General features: G+C 47.8%; 9 protein-coding genes. 3 read left to right on the top strand and 6 right to left on the bottom strand.

Features of this window, described 5'->3' with window-relative positions; translation table 11 throughout:
- The first annotated feature begins 179 nt into the window (after positions 1 to 179).
- Together R3289_RS00575 and R3289_RS00570 are read left to right on the top strand one after the other, a co-directional pair.
- On the top strand, positions 180 to 1,724 hold the full coding sequence (locus R3289_RS00575; protein WP_318923348.1) for an alanine/glycine:cation symporter family protein: 1,545 nt from the start codon (positions 180 to 182) through the stop codon (positions 1,722 to 1,724).
- A 200-nt stretch (positions 1,725 to 1,924) separates the two neighbouring features.
- Positions 1,925 to 4,183: a peptidase U32 family protein gene (locus R3289_RS00570; RefSeq protein ID WP_318923347.1), complete on the top strand. Its 2,259-nt coding sequence runs from the start codon at positions 1,925 to 1,927 to the stop codon at positions 4,181 to 4,183.
- A 214-nt stretch (positions 4,184 to 4,397) separates the two neighbouring features.
- Here the strand turns inward: R3289_RS00570 and R3289_RS00565 are convergent, their stop codons facing one another.
- Both R3289_RS00565 and R3289_RS00560 read right to left on the bottom strand, forming a co-directional pair.
- A complete protein-coding gene (locus R3289_RS00565) occupies positions 4,398 to 5,078 on the bottom strand; it encodes a response regulator (RefSeq protein ID WP_318923346.1) in 681 nt (226 codons plus the stop codon).
- Entirely contained in the window at positions 5,071 to 6,675 is a 1,605-nt protein-coding gene (locus R3289_RS00560; RefSeq protein WP_318923345.1) for a sensor histidine kinase, read from the bottom strand. The genes R3289_RS00565 and R3289_RS00560 overlap by 8 nt, the downstream gene beginning before the upstream one ends.
- 299 nt (positions 6,676 to 6,974) lie before the next feature.
- On the opposite strand from R3289_RS00560, the gene R3289_RS00555 reads away from it, so the two are divergent.
- Positions 6,975 to 8,297 (top strand): anaerobic C4-dicarboxylate transporter, encoded by a 1,323-nt coding sequence (locus R3289_RS00555; protein WP_318923343.1) that lies wholly within the window; start codon positions 6,975 to 6,977, stop codon positions 8,295 to 8,297.
- Positions 8,298 to 8,395: 98 nt separating this feature from the next.
- On the opposite strand, the gene pfaD is transcribed toward R3289_RS00555, so the two are convergent.
- Genes pfaD through R3289_RS00535 form a run of 4 tightly spaced genes read right to left on the bottom strand, consistent with a single transcriptional unit; the run spans position 8,396 to position 25,533 of the window.
- Positions 8,396 to 10,033, bottom strand: a complete 1,638-nt coding sequence (gene pfaD, locus R3289_RS00550) for an eicosapentaenoate synthase subunit PfaD (protein WP_318923342.1) — start codon at positions 10,031 to 10,033, stop codon at positions 8,396 to 8,398.
- 16 nt (positions 10,034 to 10,049) lie between these two features.
- A complete protein-coding gene (locus R3289_RS00545; RefSeq protein WP_318923341.1) occupies positions 10,050 to 15,809 on the bottom strand; it encodes a beta-ketoacyl synthase N-terminal-like domain-containing protein in 5,760 nt (1,919 codons plus the stop codon).
- Entirely contained in the window at positions 15,806 to 17,848 is a 2,043-nt protein-coding gene (locus R3289_RS00540) for a PfaB family protein (protein WP_318923339.1), read from the bottom strand. Before R3289_RS00540 ends, R3289_RS00545 begins: the two co-directional genes overlap by 4 nt.
- Positions 17,848 to 25,533: a phosphopantetheine-binding protein gene (locus tag R3289_RS00535; RefSeq protein WP_318923338.1), complete on the bottom strand. Its 7,686-nt coding sequence runs from the start codon at positions 25,531 to 25,533 to the stop codon at positions 17,848 to 17,850. The genes R3289_RS00540 and R3289_RS00535 overlap by 1 nt, the downstream gene beginning before the upstream one ends.
- Between the last annotated feature and the right edge of the window lie 415 nt (positions 25,534 to 25,948).

The following is a 25,948-nucleotide window of genomic DNA, read 5'->3' as shown; positions in this document are numbered from 1 at the left end:
TAGCGATGTACCACCCTGGTTAAGTTTTAATCATTAGTTGTTATCGGTATGTTGCCATACCGTGCCCGCGGTCACGTCCTCAGAAGTTAAAAAGACAAAGTGATTAACAAATCGATTACATTCCGACTATTATGCTGCCTGACATTAACCAATAATGTATTCAAGACAGGGAGATTTTAATGCAGTCGTTTGTTGATTTTTTAAATGGAATAATATGGAGCCCGGTGCTGATATATCTTTGTTTAGGCGCGGGTTTGTTTTACTCCGTGACTACTCGTTTTGTTCAGATCAGGCATTTTAGCGAGATGTGGAGGCTTTTACTCTCAGGTAAGAGTTCCGATAAAGGTATTTCCTCTTTTCAAGCTTTAGCAGTTTCTTTATCGGGACGTGTAGGTACAGGTAATATTGCAGGTGTTGCAGCGGCTATCGGTTTTGGTGGTCCTGGTGCAGTGTTCTGGATGTGGGTTGTTGCTTTCCTGGGGGCTGCGACAGCGTACACAGAATCCGCGCTTGCGCAGATCTACAAAGAAGAAGATGAAGACGGTCAGTTTCGTGGTGGTCCGGCTTATTACATCGAAAAAGCGATGGGCCAGAAGTGGTATGCATGGATTTTTGCCATAGCAACGATCTTCGCCTGTGGTGTACTTTTGCCTGGTGTACAGTCAAACAGTATTGGTAATGCGATAGAAGCTGCATTCGGCACCGGTGAAATGATCGAAACAGCCGTTGGCACGTTTAGTTTTGCCAAGATCGCGACCGGGACGATGATTTCAATTATTCTGGGCTTTATCATTTTCGGTGGTGTTAAGCGTATTGCGAACTTCACCCAGATTGTTGTTCCTTTCATGGCGCTGGCTTATATCATTGTTGCTTTCGTTATTATCCTGCTGAACATCAGTCAGGTTCCGACTGTTTTTGCCCTGATTGTGGGTGATGCCTTTACGCCTATGGCTGGTATGGGAGCTGCCATAGGTTGGGGGGTTAAACGTGGCATTTACTCTAACGAAGCGGGTCAGGGTACGGGTCCTCACGCAGCAGCAGCGGCAGATGTACAACATCCTGCTCAGCAAGGTCTGGTACAGTCGTTCTCAATCTACATTGATACACTGTTGGTGTGTTCGGCAACTGCGTTCATGATTATTATCACTGGCGCTTACAATGTTCATGGCGGTACGGAAGGTGTCTTCCTGGTGCAAAACCTTGCTTCAGAAATCAGTGCCAATGGTCCGCTATTTACCCAGATGGCGATTGAAAGCACGATGCCGGGTATCGGCAAGCCGTTCATTGCATTTGCACTGTTCTTCTTTGCCTTCACTACTATTCTGGCGTATTACTACATTGCGGAAACCAACATTGCTTATATCCGCCGTACGTTTAAAGTGCCGGGCATAATGTTTATCCTGAAAATTGTACTGATGGTGGCTGTTTTCTACGGCACCGTTAAAACCGCAAATCTGGCGTGGGCGATGGGTGATGTTGGTGTTGGCCTGATGGCATGGTTGAACATCGTCGGTATCGTTATTATCTTCTTCATGTCAAAACCGGCACTGATAACGCTGAAAGATTATGAAGCACAGCAAAAAGCCGGTGTGACTGAGTTTACCTTTAATCCTGTTAAGTTAGGGATTAAAAATGCTGACTTTTGGGAGAAGAAATATAACGCTCATGAGAGGCCACAAGCTGGTGACGTCGTTGAAGGTGAGCCGGTTAAGTCGCCAGTTTAACCATGTAATCAACACACTTAGGATCTAACAGTTCAAAGAAAGGGTTAGCCGATGGTTAACCCTTTTTTCAGGCCGCAGAAACGCTGGCTGTTTACGGCAAACGCAGCCGCTATTTGGCCTTTTATAGACAATGAAGAATAGATACGGGTAAAATACGTCCCACTGAAATAGAGTGAAAGCGACAAGTGGGTTATATCGCAATGAAAAACAAATTTGAATTATTGGCACCTGGTGGCGATATTGAGTCTATAAAAGCCGCAATTGTAGCAGGAGCTGATGCGATATACTGTGGTCTGGATAATTTTAACGCCAGAAATCGAGCAACAAATATAACATTTGATAATTTAAATGGCATCGTGAGACTGGCCCATAAAAATAACTGTAAAATTTTCCTAACATTAAACATCATTATATTAGAAAGTGAAATCCCAGCGATTATACGATTACTTAATAAGCTGGTAAATACAAAGATAGATGGTGTAATCGTTCAGGATTTAGGTCTTTTTTATCTGTTAAAAAAACATTTCAAAGATCTGGATGTACATGCATCAACACAGGCTAACACTCATAATGAAGGACAAATTTTCTTTTTAAATAAGCTGACTGCAAGCCGAGTGAATTTATCAAGAGAGTTAAATATTAATGAAATAAAACACTTAGCTCAAGTTGGACATGAAAACAATGTCTTAATGGAAGTATTCGTTCATGGTTCCTATTGCATCGGCTTTTCTGGGCTTTGCTACATAAGCTCTGTCCGTAACGGTAATTCAGGCAATCGTGGTCGTTGTAGCCAGCCGTGTAGGGATAAGTATTTAACGACATCGGTAGGTAAAGACTATCCGCTTAACCTTAAAGATAACTCGGCTTTTTCTGATCTAAAAGAACTTGCTGACGCTGGTGTTTACTCCTTGAAAGTAGAAGGAAGAATTAAAAAATCTCACTATGTCTATACAGTCGTGGATAACTGGAGAAAACAGATCCAAAGCTTCTGTGATAATAATGAGTTACTTAGTGATAACACTGAACTATATAAAGTGTTCAACCGGGACTTTTCAAACTCGTATTTAAAAGGGGATATTAATAAAAACATGTTTATTGATAACCCTCGTGATCATTCAGTGAAGCATTTCTCTGAAGTCTATGGTTGTTCGACAGATGAAAGTGTTCAAGAAGTAAAACAAAAACTTTATGACGACAAAACCGAGATCATCACCACGGTTGCGGAAAAAATAAAAGATTTAAATATCGATAAAATTCCATTGACAATTGGTGTTTCTGGAAAGGTTAATAGTCATCTGAAAATATCGGTGAAGACACCAGACTATTCATTTGATGTGGAATCTGAAAGCAAACTGATCGACGCTGATAAATACACTATAGATTATAACAGTATAGAAAAGAGGCTTAAGACCTTAAGCGATGCTGAATATTGTGTTGTTGCATTAGATATTGAAAATCTTCAGAGTGATCTTTTTGTTCCATTTAAAGAGCTGACGAAAATAAAAGACAGAATTGCATTTCTTCTCAATGGATCAAAAGAACGTGTGGCCCCGGTTGAAATGCCGGTCTTAAAGAAACCAGCATTGCCGAAACCGGATCAGTTAAAGGCCAAGCCGACTCTTTCGGTACTCATTTCTGCTAAAAAAGATGTCGAGCTTTGTAATGCCACGTCAGCGAATATCTATTACCAGCTTCCTGAATCTATTCGCGGTGAATATTCTCAGCTTGTAGAACTTTTTTCAAACAATGAGAGTCTAATTCCTTGGTTCCCTTCGATTTTAATCGGAGAAAACTATACCGCGGCGATAGAATTTCTTGAACAGGTAAAACCAAAGCTCATTGTAACGAACAATACCGGAATCGCTTACAAAGCCTATCAAAATGGAATTAACTGGATAGCCGGGCCATACCTTAACATTACAAACTCTTTCAGTCTTTTATGCATGAAGGAAGAGTTTAACTGTTGTGGTTCATTTATCTCCAATGAAATAAATAAAAAGCAAATAAAACAGATTGTGAGCCCAGCTAACTTCACGCTGCACTACAGTATCTATCACCCGATTTTACTGATGACCAGCAGGCAGTGCTTTTTCCATCAGACGACAGGATGTAAAAAGAAGCATTTTGATGCAAAATGCCTTAAAAAGTGTAAAAAATCCGCATCAATTATTAATTTGAAAGAAGCTTCTTTTGTCATCGATAAGCAAAAGGGTGATCACAATTGCATCTATAGCGATAATAACTTCCTAAACACTGAGATTCTCACAGATTTGCCGGAGATGTTTACGAGTTTCTTTATTGATTTAAGGGATATAACAACTGAAACGTATATCGGGAAAGATAAAGCAAGTGTTATAAGGCTTTTTCAGAACCTCTTAGACGGAAAGTCTGGTTCAAAATCAGAACTTGAGCAAGTTGTTTATCCAACAACGAATGGTCAATATATAAAGGGATTATAATCGGATCCAACAGATAAGCATGTAGCGAAGCGGCCGAAAAAGGCCGCATTTGATGGTATGGCCACAATCAACAAGCAGAGAATCTTGGCATGAACACATTTATCAGCTAACTGTCGACGTGTTTACGCTTTTCCTGTGGCGCTTACTGAAAGTGATTTCACTTTTTACATCTCCCTATCGCGGCAACGCATTTCTTCATCAGGGGTCTTCGCGGTTAATCAACCATCTGGTACAAGCGGCGGGGTCTACCGCCGGTATTGTAGTTTAACACGAGGCGGATTGTCCCTTCCGACTCTATAAACTCTAGATAGCGTCTTGCCGTAATACGGCTGACGTTCATGCGTTCACCAATTTCATCGGCAGAGAAGTTATGTAATTTCTCTGTATGCAAAATTGCTTTCAATGACGCGAGGGTGGTGACATCAATGCCTTTCGGTGTCTGGCGTAATTGTTTTGCAGGCGCTTTACGTAAGATTTGATCGATCTCTCCCTGATCAACGGTAGCAGCACGAGAGAGTTGCTGTTTGTATTGTCTGTAATCGTTCAACGCCTGCTTAACACGAGACATACGAATTGGTTTGACTAAATAGTCGATCACACCCAACTGAACGGCTTTTTCGACCGTGGCCGTTTCTCGTTCAGCCGTTGTCATAATGAAATCACAATCTGCGTGTTGTTCACGTAGATGGCGAATAACATCAATGCCACTGCCATCAGGCAATGTTATATCGACAAAGATTAATGCCGGTTTGTATGCCTCGAATTGTGACAAGGCTTCTGAGCAGGTTTCACTGACGGCCACTACCGTAAAGTCAGGGTGTTGATTGATAGTCGATTCGAGGGTATAGCTTGCCCGAAGATCATCCTCAAGCAGCATTACAGTGGTTTTAGTCATAATTAGCGATTTCATTTTTGTCTAAGTAAATGCTGAACAGCGTAGTGTGTTGCTCTGTCCGTTCCCAATCAACACTTCCGTGAAAGTAATTAACCAGTTGTTTGACCAAGTACAAGCCGATGCCGCTTTGCTCGTCGTTATGCTTTGAGCTTACTCCGAACTCTAAAATGTGTTCTGAAATATCTTCGGGTATGCCTGCACCGCTGTCTTGAATCTCTAAAATGATGTGATGACTGCGATCGCTGAGGTACACATGTACTTCGGGATCGGCTTTATCCCGGTTTTGCCATGCTGCGAGCAGGGCATTATCGATCAGGTTACCCAGCATAGTAACGAGTTTTTCCGAGATATTCTTCTCATAACTTGATAGGTTGGTATCTACATCAATAGTGTACTTTACGCCAATCTCTGATGCCTTATTGAATTTTGCCAGCAATAAACCGGCGACGGCACTGTCTGCTACTGACAGCACGATGTTACGGATAATGGATTGATAGCGGTCAGTTTCTTGTTGGATAAAATCAACCGCTTCATCGTACTTACCGATTTGCAGCATGCCTGAAAGTACATTGAGCTTATTGGAATACTCGTGTGTTTTGCTGCGAAGCAACTCCGCGTAATTTTTCAGGTAGGTGACTTCGTGTTCAAGCTCGCTGTGAGCAAGATCGGGGTATAAGACGATAGCATGCCCCAGCAGACCTTTAGCGGTGTTGATTGGATAGACGTTGGCTTTGTATTTCAACTTGCCAATACTGAGTTCTCCTTGGTGGAATACCCCCTGATTAGTGAGAACCAGATGACTTAACTGTGTTGAATAGCGTGACAGTGGGTGATTCACATAGTCGTAGCGGTCGAGTATTCCCATAGAAAGCATCTTGATTGCACTGTTATTAATCGTGGCTATATTCATGTGACTATCGACCGCAATAATGGCGTCACGAATACTGTCAAGTACCATTTCATGTTCGCGGAACTTGTTCACGATAAACTCCGGCTCATAGTCGAGGAAGGTGCGTTTCATCTTGAACACGAACGAGACTGTGGTACCGATACCAAGCAGATAGACGATGCCGATAAGCAGACCGATGTGACCATATTGCTGTAATAAAATATCGAATGTTTTCTCGGATAAATAACCAATACAGATTGCGCCGATGACTTTCCCGTCTAAATAAATAGGGGAAAAGTTACGGATAGCTTTGCCCAGCGATCCTGATGCGACACTACTGTATTCGTTACCGCTCTCCAGCGCCGGATAAATGTCATCACCGATAAAATGCTTGCCGAGTTTATCGAGAGTCGGGTGGCTTAAACGCATGGCATTTTTATCGACGACCACAATAAAGGAGGCATCGGTACGGGCCCGGATATCTTCCATATAGTTTTGCAGGTCGTAATTTTGTTGCTTATTTTTGGCATCAACAGCACGGATAACCATCGGGTCGTGGGCGATCACGCGCGCCAGCTCCAACCCCCTTGCCGCAATGCCTTTCTGATACGAGTTTTGCAGTAAAAAAAAGATAGCGGTGGTTACAACGATAACAATAGCAGAGGTGGTAGCAACGGTGATTAAGGCCAGATAGCTCTTAAGTTTCATGACAGGCCTCAGAATAGCAGCGCTCGTGAAGAGGCAGTATAGCGGGCTCGCTGCCGGAAGTAATGTGTGCTGAATCAGAAATAATGACGTTCAGACCACTTAATGTACGGTACGCCTGATCAAGCTGCCGTGTACAAAAGTTACAAAAGCCAAAGATAGTTACATTAATGGGGCTCTCAATAATCCCATCAATAAGTGTTGTTAGACTGCAGGCATAATTTTAATGCCCCTACGCCTAATAGAGGAATAGTGTCTGTACTGGCTGTTATTTTTGTAATTATGATTTTAAGGATGAAAAAATGTTTTATATTCATATGATGCTGCTGCTCGCTGTCATATTTATCGGAATCCGACACGGCGGCATAGCTTTTGGGCTTCTCGGTGGATTGGGAGTCTCGGTCTTAGCGTTCGTTTTTGGTGTTGCACCTGGCACGCCCCCCATCGGTGTGATGTTGATTATCTTAGCCGTAGTCTCAGCTTCTGCCACCTTGGAAGCGACGGGCGGTTTAAAGCTTTTGGTCAAATACGCAGAAAAAATGCTGCGTAAGCACCCTAATAAAATTGTTTTTCTTGGTCCGCTTAGCACTTATGCATTAACGGTTCTTGTTGGTACAGGCCACTCTGTTTATCCTCTTCTTCCTGTTATTTACGATGTAGCCTACAAAAAAGGGATCCGCCCGGAACGCCCGATGGCGATGGCATCGGTTGCATCACAGATGGGGATTACAGCCAGTCCAATTGCTGCGGCCGCAGCAGTGGTTATGGCCACTGCCGTTGATAATAATCTTGATATAGGCTTGCTCGATGTACTTACGGTGACGATTCCTGCCACTTTGGCCGGTTTGCTCGTTGCCTGTACCTGGAGCCTTCGTCGAGGCAAAGATCTCGACAAAGATCCCGAGTTCAAAGAGCGCTGTCAAGACGAGGAGTTCCGAAAGGAGCTAATCGATAACGATGCGGAAACGGAAGAGGGTTCAACCGAAGATAAAAAGGCGAAAACCGGATTAACTGTCTTCGTTCTGGGTATTGTCTCGGTTATTTTTGTCGCGATGTTTGGTAAAGATCTCGGCTTGCTTCCTGACGGCGTTAAAATGTCTGTCGCCATACAGTTCTTAATGCTGTCGGTTGGCGCAATCATTTTGTTAATTACGAAAGTCCAGCCCAAGAAAATTGTCACCAGTCACGTGTTTATTGCGGGTATGACTGCCGTTATTATCATCTTTGGTATTGCCTGGATGAGTGACACGATTATTAGCTATCACAAGCCTTACTTAATAGAGATGGTACGCGATATCGTTAACCTTCACCCGTGGACATTTGCCATCGCGATGTTCGTGGTCTCTATTTTCTTGAAGAGCCAGGCTGCAGTACTGACCATCATGCTGCCACTGGGCTTTTCTCTCGGGATACCCGCTGAAGTTATCATCGGTGTATTGCCGGCGTGCTACGCCTATTTCTTCTTCCCGTTCTACCCAAGTGATCTGGCGGCAATTACCTTCGACCGCTCGGGCACAACCAGAATCGGTAAGTATATTTTGAATCACAGCTTTATTATTCCAGGCTTTATCGGGGTAACGACGGCTACAGTTGTCGGCTACTTCCTGTCAATCGCGATTAATTAATCGTGGATAAACCTATGCCGTGAATGACGAAGCGGCCTTCATTTGAAGGCCGCTTTTTTTATACTCGCATCCAGAAACTCGCTTCTGGAATCTTACTCTTAAGCCATTTTCTCTGTCGGCTTCCAGCGTGCAAGTTCGGCCGGCAGTCTGATGCCTTGTGAAGCCAGCAGGTTGATCCGTGCAAGATAGGCGGCACCGTGCATCAGGTGCTTGGCGAGATCGACGGCACGACGATCCTGATAGTTATCAAGGTAACTGCCTTTTGCCCAGGCGTTGAATGCGCCCAGTGCAGGGCCGGCCCAGATTTGATAATCCATCTCGCGGCCTGCTTCACCGGTGTTTGACCAGCGGCTTGAAAGGCCAAGATACCAGCGGAAGATCAATGCCATCTTACGTTTTGGATTGCCTTCGGCACGAGCGATTTGCTTTGGATCGCGCTCGTTAAAGTGAGCCACCGTACCGGCCCAGATCTCATCAAGGGTCGAGCGGAAAACCTGAGTTTCCAGCTTATGGCGCTCATCGGCAGGGATCGCTTCGATAGAATCGTAACGGGTGTAGATGTCATACAGCTTGTTGGCACGCATCGGGAATAAGGTGCCGCGTTTAACCACCTGCAGCTTCACGCCCATTTCGAACATATCGGCAGCCGGTGCCATGGCGACATCGGCCATTTCTGTTGTCGCAAGCAGTTTACGCGTGTGCTCACTCGCGCCCGCTTCGATACAAGCCTGGTTGATAGAGCCTGTGACGATATAAGCAGCCCCCATGTTAAACGCTGCCAGTGCCGCATCAGGGGTACCGATACCGCCACCCGAACCCACGCGTAGCGGAGTTTTAAACTGGTATTGAGCCTGGATTTCTTCTTTCAGAGCCAGGATCGTCGGCAGAAGCGTTACCAGCGGGCGGTTATCGGTATGACCGCCTGAATCGGCTTCAGCGGTTATATCGTCAGCCATTGGTACGAGCTGAGCCAGTTCCATTTGTTCAGCAGTAATACGGCCTTCATTGACCAGAGCCTGAAGGAGCTTCGCCGGAGCCGGTTCCATAAATTTACGGGCAACTTCGGTACGGCTGACTTTCGCAATCACCTTGTTGGCAATTTGGATTTCACCTTTTGCATCACGGCTCAGACCTGCGGCACGGTATTGCACGATTTGCGGGGTAAGACCTAAGAAGGCAGATGCTTCAACAGTACGTACTTTATGTTTCAGGAACAGCTCAACACTGCCACGCTCCAGTGCGGGCTCGCTCGGGCTGTGGATCAGGTTAAAGGCATAAGGGCCGTTCGGCAGTGCAGCCTGAATACGGTTAATTGCTTGTTCCACCCGTGACGGGATCAGGCCTGCAGCACCAAATGAACAGAGGATCCCCGCCTGGCCCAGCGCAATAACCAGTTCTTCTGAAGATATCCCATTGGCCATCGCACCGGCATAGTAAGCGTATTTCACGCCATGAACACGGCGGAAGTCACTGTCACCTAAGCTTTGGGTGCCAAGGGCCGGCGCAAAAGCGCTGACCGGATGGGTGTTAGCAGCACTGGCGCTTTCGCCAGAAACCAGTTCGGCCTGCTGACTGATCCCCAGACCTTGTTCCGGGTGATTAACCAGATAGCAGCCCCGGCTAAGATCTTTCAATATCTTCGCGATTGAGCCTGTGTCGAAGTGAATAGCATTTTCTCCAACCTGCCACGGCCACGGTGATAGCTTTTCGTTATTTATGGTTGTTTGCATTGTCATATTGTTTATTCCTAACTCAAGCTTCTTCAATACAGATAGCGATGTCTTTCACTTCGTAAATACGCAGGCCGTCTTTACTTAGGTTGGCGTCACCAATGATGATCTTCTTACCGTCTTCATCTTTAATCGCGGTGATATGGACATCCAGTGACATTTGCTTGTTAAGCGGGTTGATCTGACCGCGATATTTCCATTTCACTTCTGACTGGATCTGGCCAAATTTCGGTGAACGGAATCCGGCACCCAAATCTTTGTTCAGGGCGTAGGTTTGCATCAGCTCGATAATCGCTTCAACACCTAATGATCCCGGCATAACCGGATCTTGATGGAAGTGGAACTGGAAGAACCAGTCACTCGGGTCGATAGTACGCTCGGCATACAAGTAACCTAAGCTAGCTTTACCGCCATCGCTGGTGATATCCACTTTGTCGATGAAGTTCAGGCGACCGCCGGCTAGCTGGTAGTGTGGTTGTACTTCGCCAGCAGCTGAAAGCGGCGCGTTGAAGTAACGGCTTTCTTTATCCAGCAGGTTGATGCTCACATCTGGCGTACGGTTGTTTTCGATGTGCCATGGTTGCGTCACTTTACCGTTATCCAGCCCCAGTTGATCTTTCAGTGCTGCGCCTTTGAAGTAACCAAATACCGCTTTACCTTCATAGAAAGGTATACCGTCAGTACTTAGCTCAAAGCTGAAGCTTTGCACGATGTTGGTACCCATCATGACCGTTGAAAGCAGGCGAGAGTCGTTAACGATAGTTTTGCCGCGTAAGTCGACATTGCGCAGCATTTTGCCGCTGCCATCCAGGTTACGGAAAAACAGCTCTTGTCCCGGGAAGCCCAAGGTCGTGCCCATGTAGCCAGAAATGAAGCCGTTTGGCTGCAGTGAGATCTCCATTAATACCGAGTAAGGCATCAGTGCCTGATGGCTGTTTTCGTCAAAGTACCAGGCATTTTCAGGGACTTCGTATTCAGCAATACATGACGATGGTGTTTTGAAATCACCACGGGTACCGTTCACTTCAATGACACGGGTAGTCAGCTGCAGATCACCACACGGGGTACGTGGCGGGATCATGCCGCGATAGATTGAGAAGTCAGGGCCGAAACATTTTTCGATGTCACCGGTTGCAAACTCAAACATGTGGTACGGCGTGAACGGTACCGTGTCTGGCGTGCGGTTCGGGTAATCAGGTGTCATTGGTGCTTCAACGTGCTGAAGCGGAATAACACCTTTGTTCGGTGCTGTGTTCAAATCTGCAATTTGTGCCATCAGCGGCGCATTGGCAGAAGCTTGTTGCTGAACGGCTGGCTTTTGACGAATTTCTTGAGTAACAGCGTCTTGAACAACTGCTGTTTGAACAGGCGCAAAAGTCGTTTGCTGTACATCAGCCTCGGTGGCTTCAATGTAGCGGGTACATTCTGTTTCTTCTTTGATCATTACACCCAGGTTCTGGAAATCAACCACGACTTTGCCATTAAGCAAGATATCGATATTTGCTTTCGCGTAAGGACGCGGGCTCAGACCAATTTCAGTTACTTCCATACGGTAGATCAGTACAGCAGATTGTGGCAGAACCTGACCGCGGCAACGTACTTGCTGTGGTGCATTTTCAAGCGGCTGGAAACGGCCATTCTGTACTTGTGTATGCATACCCAGGTACATCATGTAGAACTGAAGCAACTGGCCACAGCCTTCCGCCATCAATGAGCCAGCCATTACTGAGTCATCTTTGAAGTGGCAAGGGAAGTACCAGTGATCCGCTTCTAGTTGCTTGTGACCTTCAATCAGACCAAGCCCCCATGTACCACCTTGCGGATCTACATGACTGACTTGCTCGATCATCATGAATTTTTCTGAGCTGAAACACAGTGAAGGCTGTGCACGATCTGAAACATGACTGTCACCGAAGCAACCCGCAATATTGGCGCTAAGCAGATTATGCAGTGTCTGGTAATCGAACTGGGTCTTCTGGCAGTGCAGAAGGGGGTTAAAGCGCTGCTTAACCGCCAGGTTTCTGGCTTTAATTTCGTCTTCGGTGCGGATGACACCTTTACCGTCGGCAAGCTCTTCGTCAGTAAAGAAGCCAGCACAACCGTTGTCCATTTTCAGGATCATCTTATCGCCGACGAAGCATTCGTAAGAGAAGAAGAACAGTAAGGTATCGCCGTTGCGGGCAAAGTTGTTGATCGAAATATCGTAGCGCAATGTATCGCCACCACGAGGCAGGTCGCCCAGGAAGGTGAGGGTACAATCAAGCAGACGGTAAACACGCTCGCCTTTGTTTTCAAAGTCGATACCCAGATAGCTGATCAGCATCAGGTCGCACTGGCCTGATTCTACAGCAACGGCCCACGGGATCTGACCGTCTACCAGGTACGGTGCATCGACAGGAATATCGTATTCTGTGGTCATGGTACTTGGTTTGTACTCAAGCATGGTGGCATCAAGCTTGGTGACGCGCGATACCAGCAAGTAGTCTGTGGTTGGCAGCCTTACACGACGAGAGTAGTTATCGATAATCGCGTAATCCGGACCAAACACATTGGCGATATCGCCTTCAGCGTATTCCACTAGGTCGTCGTAATCCCAGATACAAGGCTTACGTACAGGTTTAGCGATCGGCGTTGCCATTACATTCTGTGATGGTGTCGCGACTGCTGGCTGGTGATGAATGACCTGACCGGTTGCCGCGCCCATTTGCGCGGTGACTTCGTTAAGCTGCGCCTTTAGCAGGGCATCAGCCATCTTCAGCCCTTGCTCTCGGTTTTGCAGAAAGGCTTGATGTACCTGTTGTGCCAGCAGCTGATTTTCAGCAAATGAAGGGCTCTGGAATGAAGTTAAATCATGCTGGTTTTTAGCGGATAGGACCTTTGTCATATTGCGTTGAATACCTGTAATCGGCGTCTGGTCTGATGTTGCCAGAATCGGGGATACTGATGGAGTTGCAGCGGCTTGCGCGATTGTTTTAGCCTGTGTCTGTACACGCGGCTTCGCGTTAGCGACTTTCTGCTGGATCTGCTGAAGTTCAGGCAGATCCGTTGCCACGATATGTTGATAGATATCACGGCCACCGAGGGTAACTTGCTTGATCAGCTGACGCTTTGAATCTGCCGGCAGTTCACTCTCAAGACGTACTTGAAGCGACGATCTCTCTGTGGCGGACTGCGTTAGCAACAGTTGTGAACACTGATTTTCACTGACGTTGGCGACAATGGCGGCTTTGCTATCAAAGTCAGATGCTGTCTGATTAAGGCTTAACAAGCCATGAAGCATGCTCGCCATACCTGATGCGGCATAACAGTGTCCTAAACGTTGATTCGCCTGAGTTTGCGAAGCACGAGCCAGCGGGAACTGCACAGTGTCTGTGCTTTCTGGTGCCTGGTTTAGCTCCAATAAACTAACGTTATTGGCAGCAATACCAGTCTGCGACAGTAAGCGATCAGTGACTAAACGACTTTTACTGGTTGCACTAAAGCCTAGTGCACTGATTTCGCCATAGCTTGCACTATTGCTTGTGTTTTGGCTCCGCTGCGTTTCTTTGTCGACCAGAACAATGGCACCGGCACCTTCACCCACGTTCCAGCCACTATCTTGCGAGTTAGCAGCAACGGGTGTGATGCTGTTTTTCAGAATAACCTGTTCAGCACTGCCGCTCAGATCGACGGCGGCAATAACCACCGCATCCAGTGATTCCTGCGCCATCATATTCTGTGCGACATCGATACAACGTGCGACCGATTGTTCAGCGGCAGAAATCGTAAAGGCCGGACCGTTGAAGTCCCACAGCGAGGCAATGCGAGATGCCATGATATTACCGATGAAGCTGGTGTACTGGTTCAGCTTGGCAGCATCAAGCACACTGTCCATTGCAATGGCTTCAAGTGCCTGGTATTCGCTATCACTCAACGCTACACCCATGTTGCTCAGACTGTCGGCAAGTTGGGTATGTAAGTTAACGCGGCCACGGAACTGGTGCATTTCAAGCTCGGTTTCCATTGCAACCAGAACGGCAACTTTCTGCCCTACTTCAAGCTTGGCATCCCGGATCGCTTCATCTGCGACTTTCATCAGTAAAAGCTGCTGAGAAATCAGGCGGTCATCTTCATTCGGCGGTACTTTAAAGCGTAAGAAATCCAGCTCGAACTGATCAATGTACGCACCGTGCGGCACGGTATGTAAGCCAAATTGGCTCAGTAGTTCCGGGTGTTGATCTAAGCCCTTCCAGCGTTTCTTCGGCAGTGCAACGAAAGCATCAGCCCCGGTTTCAATCGCATGATTAAGCGCATTGATGGTTTTTAACGAACCAAAGTGGGACGCTAAACCGGTGATTTTCAGATGAGGCGGTGATGCCGGTTCGCCAGAGGCTTGAGCGACTGGTTTTGCGGGCGAATCTTTCCATGCTTCTAACAACAGGTGAGCGTTACAGCCTCCGAAACCAAATACCGACACACCAGCGCGTCGCTCAGGGTTACCTGCTTTATCCGGCCATGGCTGAACCTGGGTTGGCAACGTGTGCGAACCGAACAAGCCGTCAGGTGAAGAGAGCGGGGTTGAGAGGTTGATACTCGGTGGCAGTACACCTTCTTTCATTGCGAAGATCATCTTCATGATCCCCGGCATGCCTGCCGCCGTCAGCAGGTGACCTAAGTTGGATTTTGCCGAACCAATTAATGGTGCTTGTGTGCCGTTCAGCTTGCCAGTAAAAAAGCGCTCCATCGACGTCATTTCGACTTTGTCACCCAGCGGCGTACCTGTCGCGTGACATTCAATGACTTCGATACTTTCTGGTGACAGGTCGGTAGCTTCATAAGCCCGTTCGAAAGCTTGTACCTGTCCCTTGCTGTTCGGGCTTAGGACAAACTGACCTCGGCCATCATTCGATAAACCAATGCCACTGACAACCGCATAGATATGGTCGCCATCGCGCTCTGCATCTTCAAGGCGTTTTAGCACTAACACCCCAGCGCCTTCGCCGGCAAACAGACCTTTACTGTTGGTATCGAATGGCACCGATACACCGTGATCCGGGTAGGCGTGGAAGATTGAAAAACCCATATTGATGAAGAAAGGGTCGGCACCCGAAACAGCGCCAGCCAGCATCATATCGGCTTTGCCTGTGCTCAGATAATCACAAGCTAATTTCAGGGAATAGACCGAGCTGGCACATGCAGCATCAAGGCTTAACTGCGCGCTACCAAGGCCCAGAGCATCGGCAACCAGCTTAGAAGCATTATGCGCCGCCGCACCATTGGCCGGGTTCAGGCTTACCGCGTGATCGTTCGATGGGCTTAATGAAAAGTGGTTATTCGCCAGTTTCGTTTGTAGTGCCTTCTCTACCGCCGAGTGGTAAAGCGGCAGGAACAGATCATTAGAACGCGTTGTCGGGAACGAAAGGGCACCCATGATCACGCCGGTACGCTCAAGTACTGCAGCATCTAACGGGATACCCGCATCGGCTAATGCTTTGCGGCTGGTGTCTAGCGCCCAAAGAAAACTTTCATCTAAGCCGACAAATTTTTCAGCAGGTAAACGGTAACCGCTGGCATCAAACGTGAAGTTCTGGATGTAGCCGCCTTTATCACAGTAAAAGCGGTCTGATTCGCCTTGCTGGCCCTGGTAGGCGTCAGGATTGGCGCCTAATTTTTCAGGGCTTAACACGCTGCGGGAATCTTTTTTGTCCAGCAGGTTTTGCCAGAAAGCCTTCGGCGTATCCGCATCAGGATACTGGTTGGCTAAACCAACAATGGCGATTTTTGTTTGCGTACGAGAACTCATACTGGCTCTCCTTTTAAAGTTATCTCTGGTGTCGACGCCTTCACTTGATGTTGTTCCAGCCCCTTCAGAAGGGGATCAAGTGACAGAGGAACCTGGTGGCTGATTAACTGACCGATACATTTGAGCAAGGTGAGAATATCGTCGCCGCCCTTGGCGTTGGCCGCGACAGTACAGCTTTCGGTCGTCACATGATCGGCGCGATTAATTTTATCGATCAAGGTGCAGGTTTGTCTGTCTGCACCAATCTCAACAAACAGACGGGCACCTTGTTCACGCGCACTACGGATCAACGCGGTAAAGTCAAGCGTCGAGCAGAACGTATCGGCAATCGAATCGGCAATACTCTGGCTATCAATATTAACAAGAGTATTATGACCAGCGGCGGCACTGATAAAGCGAATATGCTCAGGTAGCGCTTCACACAAAGGCTGGTTATAAAACTCAGTCACTTGCCGGTGTTGGCTTAATGCCGGCGTGGTGTGCATGGCAGTTACCCGGTTGGCTGCAATACCGCGTTTACCGAGTTTCTTGAGCAGGGCCCGGCAGTCATTTTCACAACCGGCCAGTACGCAAGTATCACCTTGAATAATCGCAAGATAAGCGTGCGGGAACTCAGGAAGCAGTGCTTCAATGGCTGCTGGTTCACTGCGAACCACAAAGCTGTTCCAGGTGATTTCGTCACCGTCGCTTAACTGCCAGGCTTCACGTACTGCTGTTAATTCACCTGAGATAGCGGTGGTAAATATCGGGCTGGTTTGAGTCATTTCAATTAATGCGTGAGGATTTTTCCAGACGCCTAAACTTGCCCACATCGATGCTTCGCCTTTGGAGTAACCCAATGCGAAATCCGGTTTAACCGCGAATTCTTCGCACAATAGCTGGGTTAACAGGTAACTGCTGCCCACACCGGCAATGGCGAGTTCGCTCAAACTCATCTCGGCAGCAATGTCGCCGTATGTCTTCTCGGCTTGCAGCATCTCTTTGAGATTGCCTTCTCGTTCAAGGCGAGCGAAAAGCTCGGGGAAATACTGATGAAATTGGCGGAACATACCAGGGTAAACGGTACCAACACCCGGATACACAAAAGCTACGCCGCCTTTGCTGTTGGGTGCCGGTGAAAAACTGCTACCTGCGGGTGTTTTATAATGACTTTTCTCAGCCATTATTTTTGGCAGAGCATGACTAATCGCGGTAATTTCCTGCTCAATAGCGGCGACGGAAGCACCTTGCAATACGATGGCAGGCAGCGACGGAGACGTTGAAGCATCAGCCTGAAACTGTCTCAGATTTGCAGCCATCAACTCAATCAGTGAATACGAATCATCTGAGAGTTTATTCAAGCGTGTTGTTAACTGTGCCAGCTGAGTTGATAACACTGCTTCATTATGACCGGTTATGACAAAGAAAAGTCGAGACGCTGAGAGCAGTGATTGAGCTGTTTGTAGCCCAGTTGCTTGCGTTAATACCAAGCTGCTTGTGCATACATCTGCATTGAACGTTAAACTCGTTACACGAGCTTGGTGCGGCTCAGTAAACCAGTAATGGCTGATGTTATCTTTATCAGAGCGAGTGTTAAGCGTGCGACTGGCAAGAGCTTCAACCATTTGGTACAACGCAGAAAATTTTTGCTCTGCAGTGAGTGCATCAAAAGTCTGTTGGTTGCTTAAACTGGCTTCCTGGCGACGTGATTGAGCCAGCGCTTCTTCTATGCAGTCAACAGTTCTATGTGCTGAACTGGCACTAAAACCAGACAAGTAGGCATGAGGATGAATTTTGTTTTGTGCTGCCGTTAAACCCGCAAGCATCAATAACTTTGATTGTGCTTCACCGTGTTCGCCATTTACGCAAAATTGAACGACATTGCCTTGGCTGATTACTTGAATAGCGGTTTGAAGGGCTGTTTCAAAATTATCACCGACTGAGATGATTTCAACGGGTGGTAATGTAGAAAAGCAATCGGCAGAAAGCCCAGCAGCATGCGCTGGCTGGGCTAAAAGAGCGATGCGCAACGGCATCGCTTTATTAGAAGAGTCGGCCACTATGACAGAAGCTCCTTTTCTGGCTCAGACTTCACCAAAAATGCCTCGTTTAGGCCTTTGCTGATCGTTACTTTTGCGCCATTCATTACGGCACTTAAACGACCATCTTGATGGTAAAGCGAGATGTTAGCTTGTAGTGAACGCGAAGTATGTTTAATCACTTCTAGTTCTAACCAACCCTTGTCACCCGCTTGCATGGGTTCATAAGAAACAAATTCACCAATCGCAGAAGGCAGGCTGGCTGCGCCGTACTTCAATCTTGCCCAAACCAGCATGGCCTGTAGCAAGTAGTCTTCAGCAAAAGGCTGGCAACCGCCCGTATGCTGAGTCGGTACAAAAGCACCACAGTCGGCATCAGTAATGGTTGGCAGCTGGCACTGTGCCAGTAAACCTGCGTCATCAAAACGTTCAACCGTCTGGATACCTTGCAGCCTTGGACCATGGAACAGGGTGCCATTACTGTACAACGCATCAGCCGTTGTGACGGGGTTGTTTGAACCCGCCGCAAAGGTTTTAGCCGGTGCAGGTTCAACCGAACCAGCGGTGTGTTCTAAGACCAACATTGCTTGATACTGTGGTCGACCCTGGCAGCTGATCAATGCGTTGATTTGATCGTCAGCTTTAGTTTCAGGTGTCAGTGTCAACGTCAGTATTTGCACCTCATCGGTATCAAAAATTACGCCTTTAAGCAGTTTGTAGTTGCGAACGCTGACGTTCGCCCCTACCAGTTGTTCTGCTGTTTCACGCATCCATTGGATGGCACACACTGTCGGTAACACGGGGTTACCGGCAATGCAGTGGTCCTTGAGGAAAGGCATCGCCTTTGGGTCAAGGTCTCGTGTCACAGTGATGCTTTTATTCAGCGGACTCTTTGCTACCAGCACAGACTCCGCATCAGGCTTTTTTACAGCGTTTTCCTTGTTCTCTGAACCTTGCATGCTCGTACCTACAAGCAGTTGAATACCTGTTTCACTCAGAATCTGCGAGCTGAAAAGCTCAGCGCCAGCTTGTAGAGGGATCACGTACACACCACGGTCGGTGAACATTTTCTTAAGCGCCGGATTAACCATGCCGCCATCCCACGGTCCCCAGTTGAAGCTCATTACTTTCGCTTCAGGGTAACGAGCCGAGAACTGAAGTGCTGCTTTGTTCAGGATGTCATTAGACATCGCGTAATCGCTCTGGCCTTTGTTGCCGTAGAATCCTGCCGCAGAAGAGAACATCGCTAACAGTTTCAGCTTGCTGCTATCTAATGCATTGAGTACCGCTTCAAGACCGCCAACTTTGGTTCCGTAAACGAGGTTCAGCTCATCCAGTGTTTTGTCTTGAATATGTCGGTCAGCCAGTACGCCAGCGCCGTGGATCAGGCCGGTGATATCACTGAACTGAGACAATGTTTTAGTCACAGATCCACTGTCTGATACATCAAGGCTCAGGTACTCAGCGCTTGCGCCAACATTGGTAAAGGCTTGTAGGGCACTGTTGATTTCAAAGCTGCTTAAAACAGGCTTAAGCAATGCATCCACTTTCTTCGGTGTTGGTTTATCACCCGAGGCCTGAAGGTTAGCAATAGCAGCCACTTTCAGTTCGCTCTCCTGCTTGCCTTGTGCCCATTTCGGCAGTTCGCTCGCCGTGATGTGCTTACTACGACCTGCAAGGATGAAGTGTGACCGGCACTTTTTAGCCAGTGTCAGTGCACATTCAAACGTGACGCCTTTTGCGCCGCCCGTTACCAGAACCTTATCGGATGTGGTGAGCTTTGCCGCAACATTTTTCGTCTGAGCTGTACCTGCTTCTGTAGCAATTAGCGTTGAACGTCCAGATTCGCCCTTTTGGGGTTCACAAAGCCCGATCTCAACCGTGTGAGTATTGATATCAAATAGCTCAGCAGTGACGGCTTCTGCCAGATGGCGAGCATCAAGAGCAGGTGCAACATCCAAAGCACGACAGAACACGTTCGACCATTCGTGACTTAACGTTTTAGTCAAACCGGACAGTGCCGCCTGGTTTAGTTCAGCATTAACTAGCTGCTCGGTATCAAGGTAGCCAAAGCCACCATCAATACGGCTGACAGTGAAGAAGCTACGACGGCTTGATGCTGATGCCGTGTTTAACTGATCGTGAAGCAATTTAGCGAACAAGAACGCAATTGAAATGCTTGATTTCGCATCGGCATTCAATGCAATGTCTGCATTGTCAGATTGCATGTCAGTTGCAAGAGGTTGCAGGTGAATGAACCCGCCAATCGCTTTGTGCGCGCTTTCAATCTCAGCAATAACAGCTTTCACGCCAGTTTCATCAACACTTGCTAGCGGGTAGCTGGTGATTTCGCTGTTCAGTGGTGAAGCGGCAGATAGAGGACTACGTACAACGGCGACTTGAAGGCCGTGAGCACTTAGTTTTTCTGCCAGAACGCCGGCATTATGACCATCATCGGTGATCACGATACATGCGTCTTTGGAAAAACAGTCAGCTAATTTATCTACCGCTGGTAACTTTTTTAGCGCCACCTCGCTGTGAGGAGGAAGTTCTACCGTTGCAGTTTCGACCACGTTTTCAGGAGCAGCTTCAACGACTGGAGCCGCTGTTGCAGATGACGTGCCTGCTAGTTTGCTTTGCATGTAAGTAACGATTTCGCCCAGTGTACGACACTCAGCCAAATCTTCAGGATTCAGTTCAGGTAAGCCAGGTAGCTGGTCTTGAACGGTACCCAGAATTTCAACCCGCTTGATAGAATCGATACCTAAGTCCGCTTCCATATCCATGGCAAGATCGAGCATTTCAGCCGGGTAGCCGGTTTTGTCTGCAACGACATCTAACATGGTGCTTTGCACGTGTGCAGCATCGAGGCCACTTGCCGCAGGTGCTGGTGTGGTTTCAACCGCAATGACCGGTGCTGCAGGCAGCTTGCTGTTCATGTAGTCAACGATTTCACTCAGTGTACGACACTCAGCCAAATCTTCAGGATTCAGTTCAGGTAAACCTGGCAGCTGATCTTGAACCGTGCCGAGAATTTCAACCCGCTTGATGGAATCGATACCTAAGTCCGCTTCCATATCCATGGCAAGATCAAGCATTTCAGCCGGGTAGCCGGTTTTGTCAGCAACAACGTCAAGCATAGTGCGTTGAACTTGTGCAGCGTCCAGACCGCTTGATGCAGGAGACGATACCGCCGCCGAAGCTGCAGATACTGTTGCTGCAGGCAACTTGCTGTTCATGTAATCAACGATTTCGCCGAGTGTACGACACTCAGCCAAATCTTCAGGATTCAGTTCAGGTAAACCTGGCAGCTGATCTTGAACCGTGCCGAGAATTTCAACCCGCTTGATGGAATCGATACCTAAGTCCGCTTCCATATCCATCGCCAAATCAAGCATTTCTGTCGGGTAGCCGGTTTTGTCTGCAACCACTTCCAACATGGTGTTCTGAACTTGCACAGCGTCTAAGCCGCTTGTTGCTGCTGGTACCGCTGCGGCAACTGGAGCAACGACAGATACTGTCACTGCAGGCAGTTTGCTGTTCATATAGCTGACGATTTCGCCCAGTGTACGACACTCAGCCAGATCTTCAGGATTCAGTTCAGGCAGAGTAGGGAGCTGGTCTTGAACCGTACCCAGGATCTCAACGCGCTTAATGGAATCGATGCCTAAATCGGCTTCCATATCCATTTCCAGATCCAGCATTTCTGTTGGGTAGCCCGTCTTGTCCGCAACAACGTCAAGCATGGTGCTTTGAACTTGAGCCGCATCTAAACCGTTAGAGCTTGCTGCTGGTGTGATAACTGGGGCAGCTTCAGCAACAACAGGCGCAGGTTGAGCACCTAGCTTGCTGTTCATGTAAGTGACGATTTCGCCAAGCGTACGGCATTCGGCTAAATCTTCAGGGCTGAGTTCTGGCAGGTTAGGCATTTGATCCTGAACCGTCCCTAGAATTTCAACGCGCTTGATGGAATCGATACCTAAATCGGCTTCCATGTCCATTTCCAGATCCAGCATTTCGGTAGGGTAGCCCGTTTTCTCAGCAACCACTTCCAGCATCACTTTTTCAGCATCGGCTGTTTGTACCGGAGGAGCTGGTGCAACAGTTGGAGCCGGAGCTTGTACCGGAGCAACTGCCTTCACTGGTGCAACAGCAGGCGCTGCTTGTTGAACCGGTGCCGTAGCAACAGTCTGCATTGCTACGGCTTGAACTGGTGCTACTGGTTGAGCCGTCACTGTTGGTGCAATCGTTGATTGCGGAGCTGATGTTGTCAGTGTGGAGATAACCGCCTGTGACGTCAGCATACCCAACGCAGAGTTGTTGCTGTTCGCTTGAAGCTCAAGGTAATGTGCGTGAGCTTTCAGGGTCTCAGCCTGATGCTGGTGGAACATTTCCATTGAACGTTGCAGGCTATCTGGAATAGCGATACCAGACGCAGCCATTTTGGCTTGTTCTGTCATTAACGTAGTGAAAGTGTCGCCGTATTGCTGCGGGATCGCGAGGAACTGCTGATGAAGCTCTGCCGCTTGTTGTTGAGCAGCAAAAAATGCATGCAGTGACGCATCACCGACAGGAAGTTGTGCTGTTGTTGCCTGTGCAGTTGTAACGGCTTGACGAGGCTCTTGAGCGACAGCTTGAGTAACAACTTGTGTTGCTTCTGGAGCAGTAGCTTGCGCGCTAGCAGCTACAGGCACTTCGCGGATTTCGGTTTTAATCACTTCTTTTTCCACAATCTTCTCAACGACTTTTTCAACGATTTCAGTTTGCTTGCTGACGGTGCCCGTTTCTAATGACTTAGCCATTTTTGCTCGGGTCGAAGCACTGATGTAGTTCGTTGCATTCAGTTTGATATTCATTGGTGATGCAGCAGCAGGCTGGGCGATATCGGCCTGATACGGGTCGATATTGCCTAGCGAGATCCCCGCAACGGCCAGCTGTACCGATGCCAGACGCAGTTGCTGATCACTGTCGCCTTTAGGGTTCGGGTTGATACTGATCGTACAAAGCTCATCGGCTTTATCAGTTAGCGTTTTTTCAACCAGTTTCTGCAGAATATTCTTAGGTCCGAATTCTACAAAGACACGTGCGCCGGCGTCGTACATTGCTTCAAGCTGAGTGCTGAAACGTACTGACTGTAGCATGTGCTGTTTAAACGCTTTCTTAATGACTTTGCCGTCATTCTTATAAAGCTCGCCTGTTGCGTTTGAATAAAGTGGCAACGCAGGTTTGCTGAATGTCGACTTATCAATGGCGGCAGCGAATGGTTTCTGCGCGTGGGCAACCAATGGTGTGTGGAAGGCACCAGATACCGGCAGTGGAATGGCTTTGAAGCCTTGTTCGCCTAATGCTTTAGCTGCAAGCTGTGCCTTTTCAGTCGGGCCTGCAATAACCAGCTGAGTCGGTGCGTTATAGTTGGCGATGCTTACGCCATCAAATTCGCTGATACACGTTTCAACCGCTGCTAGTTTATCTGCATCAAGAATAACGGCGTACATAGTACCGCTATCGCCTTCTGCTGGCGTTGCTGCCATGGCGTTGCCACGAGCAAAAGCAAGCTGGTAGTAATCATCTTGAGAGATAACACCAGAAGCACATAGGGCACTTAGCTCACCAAAGCTGTGGCCCGCAACCATGTCTGCTTTAAAACCAGCCTGAGTCATTAGCTCATACTGGCCCATAGAAACCACGCCAATAGCGCTTTGTGCATTCGCAGTATTGGTTAATGTCGCTTCTTGAGCTGCAGTGTCTTGCTGAGTAAACGCAGGAATTGGGAAAAGCACCTGTGATAGCGGCGTCTTGTTGTTTTCACCAAATACCTTATCGGCATTTGCTAGCTGCTGGCGCATTTCTGGATAATGACAAGCCAGTTCACGACCCATATTAAGGTACTGTGACCCCTGGCCTGCAAACAGTGCAGCAACTTTGGCAGAACCGTTTTCAACCACAAGGCCAGATTCACGGTAGCTTGTACCGCTTGGTAGCTGCCAATGTGCTTTAGTCTGACTTTCAAGTGTCGAGATGGCCTGAGCCAGCTGAGCCTGAAGCTCTTCATTAGTTTTAACCACTAAGCCTAAACGTGCATGAGATGCTTCAATGCTGCGTAAGCCATACGCGTCAGCAAGCGCCGCTAAATCCGTTTTCTGGCCAGAGATGTTGGCTGATGTTTCTTTCAGGCTTGCGATCAGTGCACCGCGAGAAGCGGCGCTGAACAGCAGTGTTTGTGGCACCTGGCGCTGACGGTACTTGTCACCACGGGCATGTTCTGGTGTGTATTCTTCCATCACAACGTGGAAGTTTGTGCCACCAAAACCGAACGAACTGATCCCCGCGCGACGAGGAGTACCATCAACACGCTGCATCCACGGACGAGTCTGGGTGTTGAGGTAGAAAGGAGAGTCCTCAATATTCAGTTTAGGGTTCGGGCTAGTGACGTTGATTGTTGCAGGCAATACTTTGTGGTGCAGGGCAAGCGCTGCTTTGATTAAGCCTGCTGTACCTGCGGTAGATTTGGTGTGACCAATCTGAGATTTTACCGAACCTAATGCGATGTGCTGTTTGGTGTCATTGCCATCGCTAAATACAGAGTTCAGGCCATTAAATTCAGCAACATCACCTGCTGCCGTACCTGTACCATGCGCTTCTAGCAGGCCAAGCGTATGCGGGGCAAAACCGGCATCATCATACGCACGTTTGAGCGCTTTTGCCTGACCTTCAGGGCGTGGCGCATAGATACTCTTGAACTTACCGTCTGAAGAAGCACCTACGCCTTTGATCACAGAGTAGATACGGTCGCCATCACGCTCTGCGTCTTCAAGACGTTTTAGGGCAACCATACCGATACCTTCACCAATCATCATGCCTTTAGAATCAATGTCGAATGGCTGGATAGTTTCATTGGTGGTGAAAGCCGGGGTTTTTGAGAAGCTCATGTACATGGTTGGTGAGTTATCGGTACACACACCACCGGTGATCATCATTTCGCTGCGGCCTTCGACCAACTCGCTCAGGGCCATCCGCAGCGCCGCAAGAGAGCCCGCACAAGCGGCATCAACGACACAGTTCATGCCACCTAAGTCGAAACGGTTTGCGATACGGCCAGCGATAACATTACCAAGAGAACCCGGGAAAGAGTTTTCTTCCCAGTGAATGTATTGATCCTGGAACTTCTTGATCAGCATTTCGCTGTCTTCGTCGTTAATGCCGCTGCTTTTGAATACTTTCTTTAGAACAGGGTATTGAAGACGCGCATTCAGGCTCTGGCTGATCTTCTGACCACCGCCTACACCTAATGTAATACCGATTTTGTCTCGGTCGTAGCCTTCAGGAAGCTTGGCATCAGCCAGTACTTCTTTGGCAACAATCAGAGAAAGCAGTTGTGACGTATCCGTTAACTCAAGAATGTTTGGCGGAAGACCGAACTCCATCGGGTTGAAGTCGACTTCTGGCATAAAGCCACCGCGCTTACAGTAAGATTTGTCCGGCGTGCTCTTATTTGCATCATAGTAATCTTCAGGACGCCAGTGGGTATTAGGGACGTCGGTTATTGCGTCAATTTTCTCACTGATCAGATCCCAAAATTTATTCAGGTAACGGGAGTTGGCAAAGATACTTGCCATGCCGACGATGGCGACAGGCATATCTTTAAGGCGTTTATTGAGTCGCTTATCTTCTTGCGACTCGGGTGTTGATTTTGGGGTTTGGCTCATAATGAGTCTCCACTGGACATCCGTGGGTCGGGTGTCATATTTTCGGGCTGGGCTTTAATACGAACTGAGCGGTAAGTTGAGGTAGCTCCGGAAAAGCACGGCCAAAAGGTGAGCTTGCTGCGGGTAAGCAACAATCGTGAGTATAATGCTCGCGAGAACAGTGCTCGTGAGTAAAGTTGTCGTAAGTGCTGCGACTCGTGCGGAATTACACCAGTCATGCGGTAGTAGCGCTTTCAACCGTAAAGGTAGTGTTCATTACAATCCTGCTGAAATTTCTGCTTCGATTATCAAAGAAGGAAATACCTATCATTTGCAATGAAAACCAGCTAAATCTGTTAATGGTTGAGCAGAGTACCTGAGGTCGCATTTTGATACAATCGGCTGATACTGAGGTTGTACCTCTTCCGACCAGTTA

This window comes from Photobacterium sp. (genome assembly GCF_033720175.1).
In the GTDB taxonomy this organism is placed as follows: Bacteria; Pseudomonadota; Gammaproteobacteria; order Enterobacterales; family Vibrionaceae; genus Photobacterium.
Note: the sequence above shows the minus strand (reverse complement) of the source record. Positions and strands in the feature narration are given on the sequence as shown.